This is a genomic window from Selenihalanaerobacter shriftii, from assembly GCF_900167185.1.
GTDB classification, from domain to species: domain Bacteria; phylum Bacillota; class Halanaerobiia; order Halobacteroidales; family Acetohalobiaceae; genus Selenihalanaerobacter; species Selenihalanaerobacter shriftii.
In genome coordinates, this window is record NZ_FUWM01000028.1 from 1 (window position 1) to 14,575 (window position 14,575).

The window sequence follows — 14,575 nt, forward strand, 5'->3', positions numbered from 1 at the left end:
TCTCTTCTTTCTTGTAAAATATTTATCTCCTCTTCTCTAACTAAGGTTAAATCTGAACATAAGACTCCCTCTTCTACATAAATTTTATTCTTAATTATGACTAAGTCTATGGTACGTTCTTCTTGATTAGTTAAGCGATATTTAACCTTCTTACCGATATCAAATACTTCTTTTGACCTAAAATGTTCATGACAATCTACTTTATAATAATGAATTTTATGATTCTTTCTTCTGGTCTTTTTTATTTCTACTCCGGATATATTATCTAATTCTTTTGCTTTACCTATATGAGTACCAAGTAAGATATTTATACCTTCCTGGTCGTCTTTAGTGTCATCTACTATTACTGGTAGATTTAAATAAGATGATATCCTTTTTAAGAAATCCCATTCACTCTCTTTGTATTGCAAGACCAAAGGATAATCTTTAGTTGTTAATGGGGTTTGAGCCTGGGCATCATCAGCAAAAACTATATTAAATTTAGGATTATCTTCCATCAGCTTATCTAATACTTGAGAATAGGTGGTTCCTAGATTTTGATAAATTCTATTTGGTCTAGCTCTCTTAAGGAATATACTGTAAGAGACTGCTTTGATAGTCAGATAATATTCATGTCTTTTAAATTCCAGGTCATAAGCTTCTATGATTCCTTTAAATAATATCTTATGGTCCTGATTATTATAGGTCATGACTAATTTTGGATCTTCTACGTCTAATTTTCTTTCATATTCTTTAGCATTATCTTCATCTATAGCACCTTTAATAGTTACTCTAGTATGATCATAAATAGATTTAGTTATCTCTAATTTTTCTAAGATTTTAAATTCAAACGGCTTACTCCTGACTCTATGTGGGGTATAGGTAATAGGTACTTTTTCATCTTTATTCTCTTTTACCTTATCTTTAAGATTAATTCCGTAATCTCCATTCTTAAAACCATCTATGATTAATTTATCCTCATTATTGGGACCATACAGGTATACCAACTCATATCTACTAGGTTTATAGACTATATTCTGTCCATAATACTTCTCACCGCCGACTTTCCTTTTACCTTTAATTTTATCTACCTCTCTATAAGTTCCGGAAATATCTTTAGCATCTAATTTAATCGTCCACTCAGGATTGGTATATTGACTTAAGATTTCAAAGCCTAAGCCGTGGGTATTCTTAAATTGATAGATCTCTTTATCTTCTACAAAATATTCATTATCTAATTCTTGACGATAATTACTCCGTTGTTTATGGGAACCATAAAGCCTATTTTGAGAGGGTTCCTCTAATTGAACCTTAAGTCTCCTTTCTTCATTATTAAACTTCCTACTTTCATCTGTATCATGGTATTCGATTAATTCCGCGTCACCTTCTAATTTTGTACCTAAGATCAAAAGAGCATTATCACTATTTAACTCCCAATTCCATAATTGTTGAATCTCGCTATACTTCATTCTTCTTTCTAACTGCTCTAATACTGGCTGAGCTAAAATATATATTCTATCGTTCTCGGTAAATATATCGGAATTTTCTCGTAGGTATCTACTTTCAAAGCTCTGTAAGCTACTATCTACCATATCTAATTTTTTCATTAATTTTAAGCTATGGCGCAATCTATCTTTGACTATCTTGATTACTTCTTGTTTTCTCCCGCGGCGGGTAAATTTAAATACTTCTTTTAAGAATTCTTTATCTTTATTATGTAGATCAACTATTATATCTTTAACCAGCGAACGTAAGTAATCTAGGCTGATGTTGTTGGTCATATTCCCTAACTCTGGTTCTTTACGCAATCTATTAATTGCTGACTCGCAGTTCCCGCTCTCTTTATCGAGAATGAAGGGGTCGAATAGATCAAATTTATGAATTAGTAAATATTCTAATTGATCCTTCTCTAATTTCTTGATCCATTTCTTTGTTTTGTCATCTAATCTTCGATTTATACTTTTTAAATCATCATCTACGACATATACAAACCCGACATGTTTTAATAATCTAGATGGTATATTATCTGACATTATGTAATTGATGATGTTACTTTTTTCTTCTTGAGTTCTTTCTTTATACTTCCTATAATTATCTATAAATCTCATCTTTCGTTCTATAATTAGTGGATTGAAACTATCTTCCACTAGGTCTTTTACTTCTTTTTCTTCTAGGTCTAATATCTTATTAAATATTTTGATTAATACTTCTTGCATTCTTTTAGCGTTTAATCTTTGTCCTCCCTGGCGTCTGAACTCATCATTTATATTCCCATCTTTTATTATTCCTTTGTATACAAGCTCATTTCTTAAGATAGTCATTTTACTATCTTTATAAAAAATACTATTCAAATAATATAACAGACCTATTTCATATCCTAAAAATTCATTGCCTTTAAATTCTAATAAATTGCCTAAACCAAAACTATTATAAGTAATTATTTGGTGATTTTCTATATACCCCTCTGCCATAATTCCTGCATATTGAGCCAGTGCTCCTCCTAATAAATCACCTTTCAAAATATATTTATAATCTTTTCTATTATCCTTTATTTCTGATAAATACGACTTTTCAGCTCTATCAAACTCTTCATTAGGTAATCCTGCGGCTATACATAAGTTTGTAATCGTATTTTCTTTATCTTTTGAAATATATTTTATAAATATTCCAGCATTCTCTTCATCCTTATATGTGTCGGTTTTAAAACTCTTTTCACCGGTTATTTTATCTTTTAACTCTTCTATTATCTCTTTTGGTTTCTTATTACAGTCTACTCCATATAACTTTTCTAATATTAAGTTATATTTATCATTCACTCTTCCACCCCCAAATAATCATACTTCTTTCATAATACTTTAATTATCATTTGTTTTTTTCTCTTGAAATTAGCAAAGACGATTAATAACTTGATTAGCACTTACTCTGGCTAAACTATTTCGATTCCCTTTCTCTAACTCTTCATTTACTTTATTAAATAAATCATCACTTATCCCAGATTGATCTATTTCTGCTGTCTTTATACTTTCATCCTGCTCATTAATTGCTTTACCTTCCTCCACTTCTTCTGACTTTCCAACAGATGGCATCTCTTCTCTTGAAGCAGATTCAACTGGAATATCCTCTGCATATAATTCTAATTCTCCCCCAATTATATGGTCTTTTGGGTTATACTTATATTCTAGATTTGATTTTGCTTCGGAATTTAAGATAATAATACTATCAATAAAGTGTTCTTTTTCTTCTTCTAGACCAGTTACTTTGTAACATTTTTTGAAAAACTCATTATCATTCTTTAATTTTTTAAAAAGAAATTTATGATAATTAAATAATATTTCAGTTTCATAATTACCTACCCAAGTATCATCACTTCTAATAACCTCTACGTCCTCTATCATTTTTATAAATTTTTTATTTAACTTTACTTCTAAATTTACTTCTTTAAATACATCACTAAAAAGAAATTCAAGACCATCAACAATAAATTTATCAAAATCATTAACAAAATCATGAGAATAAGCTATTGGATTTTCTTCTAACCCATACTTGATTACTTGTATCCCATCTTTGATATTTAAAATCGACTTATAACGATTATACTTTTTATATTCTTTATACTTCTGGAACATACTTTTAAAGAGACTTGCTAGATAATCATCTCTTAACTTTAGGTCATCTTTATTTATATCACCGTTTTGATTTAAAAAAGGCATAAATACAAATTCATTAGTGACTTTATATTTCGGATCTTTTTGGGGTAATTCTTCAATTTTGTTGCTAATTTTTATAATATCTTCTTCGTTAGCTGAGTCATCTAACATAGCTTCTAAATCACAATATATAAACTCTATCTGTTGTTTTTGCTGCAAGTAGTTTTTTTGTATTTTAGCTATTATTTCCATTAAATTCATAAATAACTGACCTTGTACTATTTTTGCTTTATCTTGCTTAGTCAAATAAACAGAATCATATTCTTTCAAAAATTCTTTTAAAGTTTGCTGTCTATTATCAACTTCACTAACATATGCCCTATCATGAACTAGCTTCTTTTTTATTTCATATATACTATCTTCACCTTTCTCTAAACTTAAATAGCTGTCTTCATAATTAACAATATATGAATCTATATCTTTAGAACTTTGTGGTATTTTACTATTAAGAAGTAGATACATAACATCTTCTTTTTTTACTTTTATTTTTTTATTTCCTTTTCCAAATAATGCATCAAGTTCAATATACTCATTATCCAAAAACTCATCTCTTATATATCCTTTTACACCAGCTTTTTCTCCCTTTTCTATAATACCTATATTTTCAAATTTATCATATATACCATCTATTTTCTCTTTAGCAAAGATTTCTTCTACAATTTCAACTACTCCCCACATAGCAATTAATATAAAACTAGAAGCCAAAGCACTTATACCAGTAGTTATTGCAATCCCCCGCAATCCCATAATCAAAATTGGAATGAATGCACTTTTTACTGTTTCATCTGCTATATCTTTAGTTCCTGAAATAATGATCTCTAGTCTTTTATCTTCATAATTCTTATTTATATCATCGGGAGTAAAATTTACATATCCTTTTAAATCATCTATACTGCTATAAAATAATGTGGCTTGCGATTCATCTTCAGGGTCAACAAATAATTTATTTATAAAACTTAAATTTGCTCCCCCTTCATATCCAGTAAATGTTATCCTTGCATTAGAATTATCACGCTTCAATCTAGCATATACCATTTGCAATAAATCTAATTCTTCCGGAAGTACTTTATTATTATTCTGTTTTTGTCCTTTATAAGCTATGACTATATCATCTTTCTTCTTCAAAGCTAATACTTGAAATTCAGTATCAAACATTTTCAACCTTTGAGTAAGTTGTATTTTTGCTTTGTCCATAACCTTTGTGAATTTTTCTACCTCTACTTCTTCATTAAAGTTATCATTTGTATCATTTTTGGTCGCTTGTATTATTTCATCTGACACCTTTGTTCGTAAACCTACATTAAGAGCTATTTGCAAAGCTAACTTCACAGGCAATGACTCTGTTTTATCAATTAAGTTCTTAATTGGTTCTTTAGCTATTTTTTTACCAATATCTTTAACTGCTATTTTTAAAATTTGTTTTTTAGTTAAAGGTTCTGTAGATTGTACTGCCCCATTGGAAGTTACAATATTTAAAATTAAATTACCGACTTCAAACACAACTTCTATATTTGCCATCAGCTTTTTAGCATCCTCAATTTTATCTCGAGCTGGATAAAGATCTCCTTCCAATTCTTCCTTTAAAGCTGGAGTCTGATTTAACTGTTTTACAGTTTGTTCATAAATATGATATAAATAATCAACTACCACTTGATAGTTATCAGCACCGTAGATTACTTCCCAATCTCCTAGAAAGCTACCTTCGTCAGTACCTTCTTTGTTGTCTGTATCTTTCGTATTCTGCCATCTTTGCCATTTCTCTAAATATTCCATGGCTATTCCGGCATTCATTCGTAATTTAGCTTTACCCTCTTCTCCTTCACCATAGACATAGATTGGATCATTCTTTGTTTCTGGGTCTTCGTATCCTCTTACAAACACTTCTGGATCTAACAGGTCGTTTAGTTGGGTTGACATACCTTTCATTGTTCCTTGACCTGTATCATAGTCTCCCTCTTTAATAGCCGCTAAATCAACAAATTCCCATTCTAAATTTGTTAAATTACTGAAAGTTAATAATTCTTTATGAGTTATCTGCTTATTACCCATTTTTAGCCTCCTTTTATTCATAAACATAATTTAGAATTGGTGCTAATCCAACATCATCAATATTTTCAAAATACCTTACTATATCAGAATTTTGATTATATGTTGAAGTATACCTTTCTTTTATAATTCCAGGTGAATAAATTCTTGAAAGATATTGACCATTCCATTTCCCTATTTCCTTATAATTTAATTCCGATTTACTTATTTTTTGCATATTTTTTAATAATTCTTCTTCACTCATCCCACTTGCTTCTTTCTGCAACTGCCTTGACATCTGCTTTCTTAATTCCATTGGTGGAAGTTTTACTGTTACATCCTCATCTTCTATATATTTTCTTACTTTATAAGTATCTTCTATCTCCCATTTAAAGTCATCATAACTATCTGCTAAGACTCTTTCATCTACTATAACTATTCTCATTTCTAGATACTCAAACAACCCTTCATCCTTCAAATACTGCACAAAATCAAATATCTGATTCCGTCTTTTTTCTTTCTCCTCTTCATTATCTATTCGGTCAAATATATATAAATATAACTCTAATTGTATCCTATGATTTTCAGGGTCAGTATTCGCTTTATTTAGTAACTCTTTAAAACCAGTAACAAGTTGCCACGAAAAATAATCATTACCTTCTTTTCGTTTTTCATATTTAACATCCGTTTTTAATTTTATCCTATTACCAAAAATCTGTTTTGCTTTCTGCATTAGATACTTTTCAGCTTCGATATTAAGTTGGACTATCTCATATCCATCCCCTACTGCTCCTACTCCACCAAAAGGCTCTTTATCTGCTCCTGCCTTCGCATAATAATAGGGATCTCCTTCTTTAATTGTTCCTACAATCGACTTTGGATATATACGTGCTACATAGTCAGTGTCTCCATCTGCTGTTTGCGTCCCTATTCTATCTACTACAAATTCTTCTCCATATTTTTCATAAAGATGCTTCTTCATCTTCTTTCTTACCTCTTCAACATTATCACTATCACTTAACGACTTAATATACATAAATGCTGGTGGTAATGAAATTATAAGCAATGCTATTATTATACTTGGCAACCAACTATTTTTCTTCTTATATCTCATATCTATCACCCCCCTCGCTTATGTTATTCATTATTATATTTAAACAATATTGTTTAAATATAATAATATAACCACAAGACATTGTAGCTTTATTAAGATTTAAAACTTTCGTTACTCAACTCCCAATCATAATCATTTGATGTTAGCCATTTAAAACTAACAACTAATTATAACATGCGATTCTCAAAAAAATCTCAAATAATCATGATTACCAGCCTATTTTCTAAAAGTAATTTCCGCAAAATTATCCTATTTAATAACAAAATATGATGATTTAGTTTATATTAAAAATTAATTATTATTTTATCTACATTCTTTTTATCAGCTATTATGAAATGTTATATTTTATAATAATAATATAAGTAATTACTTATATTATATCTTTTTAAAAAACTAAATTAAAAAAGCATAATAAATAGAAAAAACCGACAGCCTACTTCATTGTAGACTATCGGCTAAATTGAATTTAGTATTCTTTTGTTAATTTAACATCAGTATAAAAGTGTAATAGTATCTGATCATAACTATATCCTGCCTTAGCCATATGGGCTGTAGCTACTTGATCCATGCCGACATTATGGCCCCAGCCCCCTCCATAAAAGAGGAATTGTTCAGGTAATCCATCATTACCATATCTGGTGATAATAAAGAATCGGCTACTTCTTAACCCATTAAAGAAGGAGCGTAATCCTCTCTCTATAACTTCTTCACCTTCAGTTCCTACAATCCTTAAGGCTTTAACTGTACCGCCTTCTGCTCTCGATACCGGTACTATTTTCTTGATTTTGCCGATATCTAATTTAGAAGCAATCTCTTTAGCATCAATTATTCGTTGCCAACGATAACGATTAGATCGACCATAACTTCTTTTAGCTGAGTAAGATTCTGGGTATTTCCTCAACCAACTCTGCAACTCATAAGGTGATAATGGGAAAGTTTCTTTAAACTCACTTAATTTCTCTGTTTTCTCTTTTGACTCTTTTGTTGAAGTCAAAGTCGTTGTTACACCTTGTAGATAAGGTACTTTACCACCCCAAACATCCGCACTACTTTCAGTATGACCACCGGAGTTAGCACTATAAACTGCATTAATTGGCTTACCATTATAAGTTAGAACTTCACCTATAGTTTCGTTAACCGCTTTAGTAGATTTAGGGTATTCACGAGTTATCCCTTTATAAGATGCACAATGGACTGTTGAACAGAGATCATATCCTTCATTCCCATGCTTACCTAAGTGGAATAATGTATAGCTTCTAGCTGCTACTGCTTGCACTTGTAGAGCCTCTACTGGCCAACTAGCCCACATCTCAGAAGGCACTACTGAATAAAGATAACCAGCCATATTCACATGATTAATTACTGTAAAAGATGATTCTCCTGGTTTAATCTCTATCTTACCACGGTACTGTCTATCTTCTTTTCCAGCCCAATAATATCCTTGACCATACTTGATATCATGAAGTAATATTGGGGCTACATCATCAGTAGTTTCAATCATTATTGACTCTTCAAACTCTTTTTCTAAATCTCCATCTTTATCTAAAAGCTTAATCTTCCCTTTTTTAGTCATCTCTAACTGCCATGGTTCCTTAGCAGCACCTGTAAATAATACCTTATTCTTATCCTTAGCCTTAATTATAAACTTAGAATCAGCTCTAAAAGCTAAGTAATTTCTGTTGGTAGCTAAACCTATCTTGACTTTCTTTAAATCTTCCTTACCTGGTACTGATTTGATTTCAGCAAAGTTAACTTCCTTATCTAAAACACTTTCTTCTTCCTCTGGCTTATCTTCTTCCTCTTTCTTTGGTGGCCTAAATAATTCAGGCTTTAATTGTTTTATGCTTTCTAAACGTTTCTGAGCCAATGAATTACTAGGATATTGAGCTAAAACTTTCTTATATTTTCTAAGCGCTATTTGATATTTCTTTAACTTAAAGTAATCCTCAGCTAAATTAAAATGAACATTTTCAAAGCTACCGTCTTTTTTAATAACTTGCTTATAAGCAATGATAGCTGCTTCCCTTTTGCCTAAAACATCTCTAATCTGTCCTAAATAATAATATGCTAAGGCAGAATTAGAATCTATCTCTAAAGCTTTATTAACAGCATCTAAGGCTAACTCATACTTCATCTGCTGCTCATAAATTTTAGCTAAATAGAGATAAGTTGATTTTAATATCTCTTTATCTTCTAAATATTTAGTTGCTTTTTTAAAATTAGGCAATGCTTTTTGATAACGATTTAAATTATAATAAAGCTCACCTAAATTATAATAAACCGAATACTCTTTAGAATTTATAGAAATTACTTCTTGATAATGATTAATGGCCGCTTGATAATTCCCAGTGGTTTCATAAACTACTGCTAAATCTTTATGAACCTTTAACTCTTTAGAATGCTCATCTATAATCTTTTGATAAAGCTTAATACTAGCTTGATATTCTCCCTGATAATATTTCTCTTTAGCTTCTTTTTCTAACTTATTTAAGTTATATTCAGAATTAGACTCAATTTCTTGATTCTTAAATTTAAAGATAAATGTCCCTGAAAAGACTATTAAGAAGATAACACCTACGATCAATAATGGATTAATATTTCTCTCTATTTTAGGCAAACTTACCCCTCCGATGTTTTTTAAATGTATTTAATGCTATATCTATCTCTATTATAATTATACCTTAAAGTATGTTAATTAACAAACAAGATGAGTAATTTTATATTAGTAAATCAAGGAAATAGATAGAGGGAAATAGATTATGTTAGAGAGGACCTTTAACTTTTGAGCTCTTCTTTATTAAAATCTAAAATAATTCTAGAAAACATTGATATATTCTTAATTTCATTTTCTATAATTGATTGCACAATCTTTAAATTTAATTTTTGATAATCATGAACTGCTATATTTCTAAACCCAACCATTGCTTTTAAGTTATCTGTCATTTCAGAATCAATTATTTGGTATTGATTTAACATCTCGAATGCATCTCTACTATTTTGAGGAACCCCAAGTTCTAATTCAGCTACAACATGCATGGCAATATCGATAGCTGCCTCACATAACCTTTGAATATTTAGTATAATTGAATCTTGTTTTGTATAATTCCTTAAATTTTCAGGATTATTTTGATACTCTTCATTAACTCTACTTATGCACCTCTTTATAGTTTCATTTTTATTAATTAATACATCATCGATCATTAGTAACACCTCTTTTGATTTTACTTATTATCTCTACTCTCTCTTCATTTAATTTAGCATATTTCTTCATAGTTTGAAGCTCAAAATTCATCTTCTTTAAATTATCACCATTATAGATTAAAGCTCCTTGTATAATTTGAGCTTTTAATACAGTTGAAGCCCGTTTAATATCTATTAAGTCAACATCTCTATCTATTTTATCTGCTAATCTTTGAGCTAATAAAAACACTTCATATTCATCTAATTCTACCTCTGATAAAAAAGCAATATCAATATCACTATCTGGTCTTAAAACTCCTTTAGAGACTGAACCAAATAGATAGATTAATACTGGAGATACTTCTGCTATCAAGTGTTCTATTATTAACTCGATTTTTTCTTTACTAATACTTAAGTTTAGTTTATCTTTCATGGTTAAAGCACCTCCTCTATCTATTATAATTTATTATATAATAGATTATATTAGTTAACAAATTTTTCTTGTTTGAAGGTTATATCAATTTACTATTAATAAATCAAGGAAATAGGTATGAATAGCTAGAAATATAAGTTTAAATCAGTGCATTTTAAAGTAGCTTATATCAATTAAATATATTTAAAGCTTAATTATATATCTTTCTTATTAATATTAAATTTCTATTAATACTAAATATAAAGAAAGGAGTCGAGATAATGTTCTATCCACTAAAATTTAAACCAATCTATAAAGAGAAAATTTGGGGTGGTAATAATATAGCCACTTATTTTAATAGAAATCTGCCAAAGAATAAAATCGGTGAAAGCTGGGAGTTAGCAGCTCATAAAAATGGTACTAGTATTGTCAACAATGGTAGGTTTAAAGATAAGAGCTTAACTGAATTAATCAATAAATATTGGATTGAAATAATGGGGACAAGAATTAAGGAAGAGGACCACGATCGTTTCCCATTATTAATTAAAATTTTAGATGCTAATGATAAACTATCTGTACAAGTCCATCCCGATGATGAATATGCTGCTGAGCATGAAGATGGAGAGTTAGGTAAGACAGAAATGTGGTATATTCTCGATGCTGAGCCAGGTGCTGAGCTTATCTATGGCTTAAAACCCGGAGTCACTAAAGAAGAATTTAAAGTTAGCATTGAAGATGGAAGCTTAGTTGATAAATTGAATAGGATCAAAGTTAAGAAAGGCGATATCCTTTTTATTCCTACTGGTACAATTCACTCCATTAAAGAAGGAGTCCTACTTGCTGAGATTCAACAAAATTCTGATACTACTTATCGAGTATTTGACTGGAATAGAGTTGGAGATGATGGACAACCTCGTAAACTTCATATTAAAGAGGCATTAGATGTAGTTGATTTTAATAGAGATGATTATAAGAAGAGTCAAAGTGTTAAATATGAGAATAACAAATATCAACGAAAGATTCTAACTACCTGCGAATACTTTACTTGCGAAAAATTATTGGTTGAAGATAGTTTTAGTGCTCAACCGCAGGGAAAGAGATTTGAAGTATTGCTCTGTTTAGATGGTAAAGGTATCATTAACTATGAAAATGGTAAGGTAAATATTAAAGGTGGGGAGACTATATTGATTCCTGCTGTATTAGATGAATATAAGATCGAAGGAGAGGTTGAGGTTCTAAGGTCATATATTGGAGAAGAGCTTTAACTTTTTGGCTTTTCTTTAACCTTATCATGTTTTAATATAAAGTTTTCTTGAGGCATTTTAGATAAAATTATTAATATTCTTTATCGAGCATAAGATTTCCATCTAGAATCAATTTGATTTGTCCTTGATATAACTTTTCAACAATTTCTAAATTACTTAATTTAATAAGATTCTGCTTTAAATTATATACTTTTGTTTCTTCAAAAGGTAATTTCTCAATATATTCTAATATTTTATTTTTACTTAACCCCTTTTTTTGAAGTAGATATAATGCTCCCATTACACTAATTCCTTTCAATTTTTGTTCTTTAAGTGCTTGTCCATAATTTAAAACTATAGAATTTCTAGCTCTTCTATCATCAGAAATAAAATAATTAATCTGTTTACTCTCAATATCCCTCAATAAAACAATCATATGTAGAGTTTTGATCTCACCAATATCATCTAATTCACTATCAATGTTGGCTACTTTTTCTAAAAAATCCTTATTCACACCTAAACTTTCAAGTTCATAATAATATTTATTATAATAATTAACTCCAAATATATTACAAACCTGCTTTAATGAATCAAGGTAAAATTCTTTTATCTCTATTTTTTCTAATAATTCTTTATCTGTTAATAGTACTATTTCTCCTGTATCAATTAATTCATCTAATTTTTTAACTGTTTCTTCTGGCCACTGAATTTCTTGATAAACCCTTTCATGTAAATAACACTTACTAAAAATACTAACTAACTTTTTTAATAAACTTGAACTATTCATACTCATTTTAATTATCGCATCTGTATCTAAACAAGCAATTTTCAAATAATCATCTTTCATTTTTATCACCTATAAAGCCTAAATCCTTTTCTATTCTCTTTTTAGGTAATAACTCAGCTAAATCGTTATCTAGTATAAGTGCTTTGAGATTACTATACTTAACTTCTCTAGTCCTTCTTTGCCACTTGATTCCAATTTGGTGTTTGTTTATATGATATAAAACTCCTTCTTTAGGATTTCTATCGGAAATAGCTAACCATTCCTTTGTTTCTTCCTCATTGATTAACTCAAGTTCATATAAACGCAGAATAATTGTTTTATATGGAACTGCAAAAGTGTCCATTAGTTTAATTATCTTTAAAAGGTCTAAGTTTGAAGCTTTATTTACTTTTAATAACTTTAACTCCTCTTCCAAAGATGAATCAGGAACTAATAATAAAGCTGCAAATAAATTTGCTTTACTTTCTCCTAAATTTATTTCTGCTTTTTCTTCAAGAGTAATACGATGTAATAATTCTCTTTTTCCATTATTGTGTAAATGATATAATTCATGAGCAGCAGCAAAAATCTGTTTTTCATAAGGAAGATAAGTATTAATATAGATAAATGTTTGTCCTCTATGCTGACAAATAAAACCACAAAGATCATCATCTTCAATAGGAAAACGTAATAAATCAACCTTTTTTTCTTCCTCTATTAATCTAAATATATTATCTTTTAAAGCTTTATCATTAGCACCGGCAAACTCATCTAACACATATAAAGCTTCTTTTTTTATCTCTTTATATAAATCAGATCGTATATTTTTGATAATTTCTTCTAATAATCGCATCTATAACCAAACCTCCTTCTAAAGCAATCAATTAGAGAATAATTTTTGATGATTATCTTTTATATCACGATGGAAAATTACTAAATCCATAATATTCTGTGCATGTTGTAATCCTTTCTTAGCTCCTTTAGAATTTACTTCACCCATAAAAGTAATAATTGGTTCCTTATCTTCTTCTTTATCAAATGGTTGAATCAGTTGCTGTAAGTCTACATTTAAAATATTAGCAATAGACTTAACTTCTTGGATCGTAATATTTTTTCTGCCATGAATAATTTTATTTATAACTTGACGAGAAGTATCTAATTTTTCTGCTAATTGAGCCTGGCTCCATTCAATTTTATCTAATTGATCTTGAATTCTAGCTCCTACTAATTTATTAAATTTAGACATTTATAAACACCTCCTTATACAGTTTGTAGACAATAGTTAAAATCAAGACATTATGATTCTTCCTTTAATTATAACATATATGGAATTATGCATCAATAAAATATTTATATTTATATTATATTCAGTTTTATTGTAAATGATACATTTACGATGATTTATCTAAAATACCCTAACAAATAAAATTAATTTTAATAGAGATTATTATAAGACCGGAGAAGAGGTTGAGGTTCTAAGATCATATGTTGGAGAAGAGCTTTAACTTTTTGGCTCTTCTTCATTAATAATAAAATTATCTTGTTAACTAGGATTCCATAATTATTAATAATTAGCTTCTTTTTTAAATCTGTCTAATTCTTTTAATACCCTAGCTTTCTTTGCTTCTTCAAAAAGATAATCCCAATCAATATCATCGTGGTTCATAGCTAACATACCAATAATCCACTCTTGATCAGAATGAACTTGCCAATACTTATATCTATTTAAACGATCTATAATTATATCTTCAATCCCAATTATATAGGCAATTAAACCATTATCTATTTCAACCTCAGCTACTTTCTCCCAACTCCCTTCTAAATAACTAGAAGGTGTTTCAACTACTATTCCTGTACCAGGTAACTCCCAATATTTATGATTTTTTTTAAAACCTAATGGTTTCAATAATTCATCTATTGCAGAAACTGAAGCTGCACAAACTAAATCTATATCCATAGTGGTATAACCACCAACAGTATAAAATTCTACTGCTTGACCACCAACTATTACTGGTTTAACATTTAATTCTTCTAATACTTTGGTTATTACTGCTATAATACCTATTTTTTTAAATAAGTCATCTCTATCTGAATTTATGATCTTCTGTATTTTAGTCTTAAATTGCTTAAGATTCAAAATTGACTCTC

11 protein-coding genes are annotated in these 14,575 nt (G+C 29.2%); 1 reads left to right on the forward strand and 10 read right to left on the reverse strand.

The window, feature by feature from the left end; genetic code table 11:
• From B5D41_RS12485 to mntA, 6 genes are all read right to left on the reverse strand, one after another.
• Positions 1 to 2,795: hypothetical protein (locus B5D41_RS12485; RefSeq protein ID WP_143555721.1), on the reverse strand; the 2,795-nt coding region annotated here is incomplete at its 3' end.
• Positions 2,796 to 2,864: 69 nt separating this feature from the next.
• Entirely contained in the window at positions 2,865 to 5,735 is a 2,871-nt protein-coding gene (locus tag B5D41_RS12490) for a hypothetical protein (RefSeq protein ID WP_078810982.1), read from the reverse strand.
• Between the two features lie 13 nt (positions 5,736 to 5,748).
• Positions 5,749 to 6,825, reverse strand: a complete 1,077-nt coding sequence (locus tag B5D41_RS12495; RefSeq protein WP_078810983.1) for a hypothetical protein — start codon at positions 6,823 to 6,825, stop codon at positions 5,749 to 5,751.
• 466 nt (positions 6,826 to 7,291) lie between these two features.
• The gene (locus tag B5D41_RS12500) at positions 7,292 to 9,442 is read right to left on the reverse strand and encodes a SpoIID/LytB domain-containing protein (protein ID WP_078810984.1); all 2,151 of its coding nucleotides are present in this window, start codon (positions 9,440 to 9,442) and stop codon (positions 7,292 to 7,294) included.
• A 158-nt stretch (positions 9,443 to 9,600) separates the two neighbouring features.
• Positions 9,601 to 10,026 (reverse strand): type VII toxin-antitoxin system HepT family RNase toxin, encoded by a 426-nt coding sequence (gene hepT, locus B5D41_RS12505; protein ID WP_078810985.1) that lies wholly within the window; start codon positions 10,024 to 10,026, stop codon positions 9,601 to 9,603.
• A complete protein-coding gene (gene mntA / locus B5D41_RS12510) occupies positions 10,016 to 10,438 on the reverse strand; it encodes a type VII toxin-antitoxin system MntA family adenylyltransferase antitoxin (protein WP_078810986.1) in 423 nt (140 codons plus the stop codon). The genes hepT and mntA overlap by 11 nt, the downstream gene beginning before the upstream one ends.
• A 260-nt stretch (positions 10,439 to 10,698) precedes the next feature.
• On the opposite strand from mntA, the gene manA reads away from it, so the two are divergent.
• The gene (manA, locus tag B5D41_RS12515; RefSeq protein ID WP_078810987.1) at positions 10,699 to 11,682 is read left to right on the forward strand and encodes a mannose-6-phosphate isomerase, class I; all 984 of its coding nucleotides are present in this window, start codon (positions 10,699 to 10,701) and stop codon (positions 11,680 to 11,682) included.
• 70 nt (positions 11,683 to 11,752) lie between these two features.
• Here manA and B5D41_RS12520 read toward each other — a convergent pair whose 3' ends face one another.
• From B5D41_RS12520 to B5D41_RS12535, 4 genes are all read right to left on the reverse strand, one after another.
• Entirely contained in the window at positions 11,753 to 12,508 is a 756-nt protein-coding gene (locus B5D41_RS12520; RefSeq protein WP_078810988.1) for a hypothetical protein, read from the reverse strand.
• Positions 12,498 to 13,280 (reverse strand): ImmA/IrrE family metallo-endopeptidase, encoded by a 783-nt coding sequence (locus tag B5D41_RS12525; RefSeq protein ID WP_078810989.1) that lies wholly within the window; start codon positions 13,278 to 13,280, stop codon positions 12,498 to 12,500. The genes B5D41_RS12520 and B5D41_RS12525 overlap by 11 nt, the downstream gene beginning before the upstream one ends.
• A 27-nt stretch (positions 13,281 to 13,307) precedes the next feature.
• Complete coding sequence (locus tag B5D41_RS12530; protein ID WP_078810990.1) at positions 13,308 to 13,673, reverse strand: helix-turn-helix domain-containing protein; 366 nt, start codon at positions 13,671 to 13,673, stop codon at positions 13,308 to 13,310.
• A 318-nt stretch (positions 13,674 to 13,991) separates the two neighbouring features.
• Positions 13,992 to 14,564, reverse strand: coding sequence for a DUF6036 family nucleotidyltransferase (locus B5D41_RS12535; protein ID WP_078810991.1), 573 nt, complete (start codon positions 14,562 to 14,564; stop codon positions 13,992 to 13,994).
• Positions 14,565 to 14,575 lie beyond the last annotated feature (11 nt).

Excerpts from the sequence above, each read along its gene's own strand:
- B5D41_RS12490 (WP_078810982.1), bottom strand. The coding sequence starts at position 5,735 with ATGGGTAATAAGCAGATAACTCATAAAGAATTATTAACTTTCAGTAAT.
- B5D41_RS12495 (WP_078810983.1), bottom strand. The coding sequence starts at position 6,825 with ATGAGATATAAGAAGAAAAATAGTTGGTTGCCAAGTATAATAATAGCA.
- hepT (WP_078810985.1), bottom strand. The coding sequence starts at position 10,026 with ATGATCGATGATGTATTAATTAATAAAAATGAAACTATAAAGAGGTGC.
- mntA (WP_078810986.1), bottom strand. The coding sequence starts at position 10,438 with ATGAAAGATAAACTAAACTTAAGTATTAGTAAAGAAAAAATCGAGTTA.
- manA (WP_078810987.1), top strand. The coding sequence starts at position 10,699 with ATGTTCTATCCACTAAAATTTAAACCAATCTATAAAGAGAAAATTTGG.
- B5D41_RS12520 (WP_078810988.1), bottom strand. The coding sequence starts at position 12,508 with ATGAAAGATGATTATTTGAAAATTGCTTGTTTAGATACAGATGCGATA.
- B5D41_RS12525 (WP_078810989.1), bottom strand. The coding sequence starts at position 13,280 with ATGCGATTATTAGAAGAAATTATCAAAAATATACGATCTGATTTATAT.
- B5D41_RS12530 (WP_078810990.1), bottom strand. The coding sequence starts at position 13,673 with ATGTCTAAATTTAATAAATTAGTAGGAGCTAGAATTCAAGATCAATTA.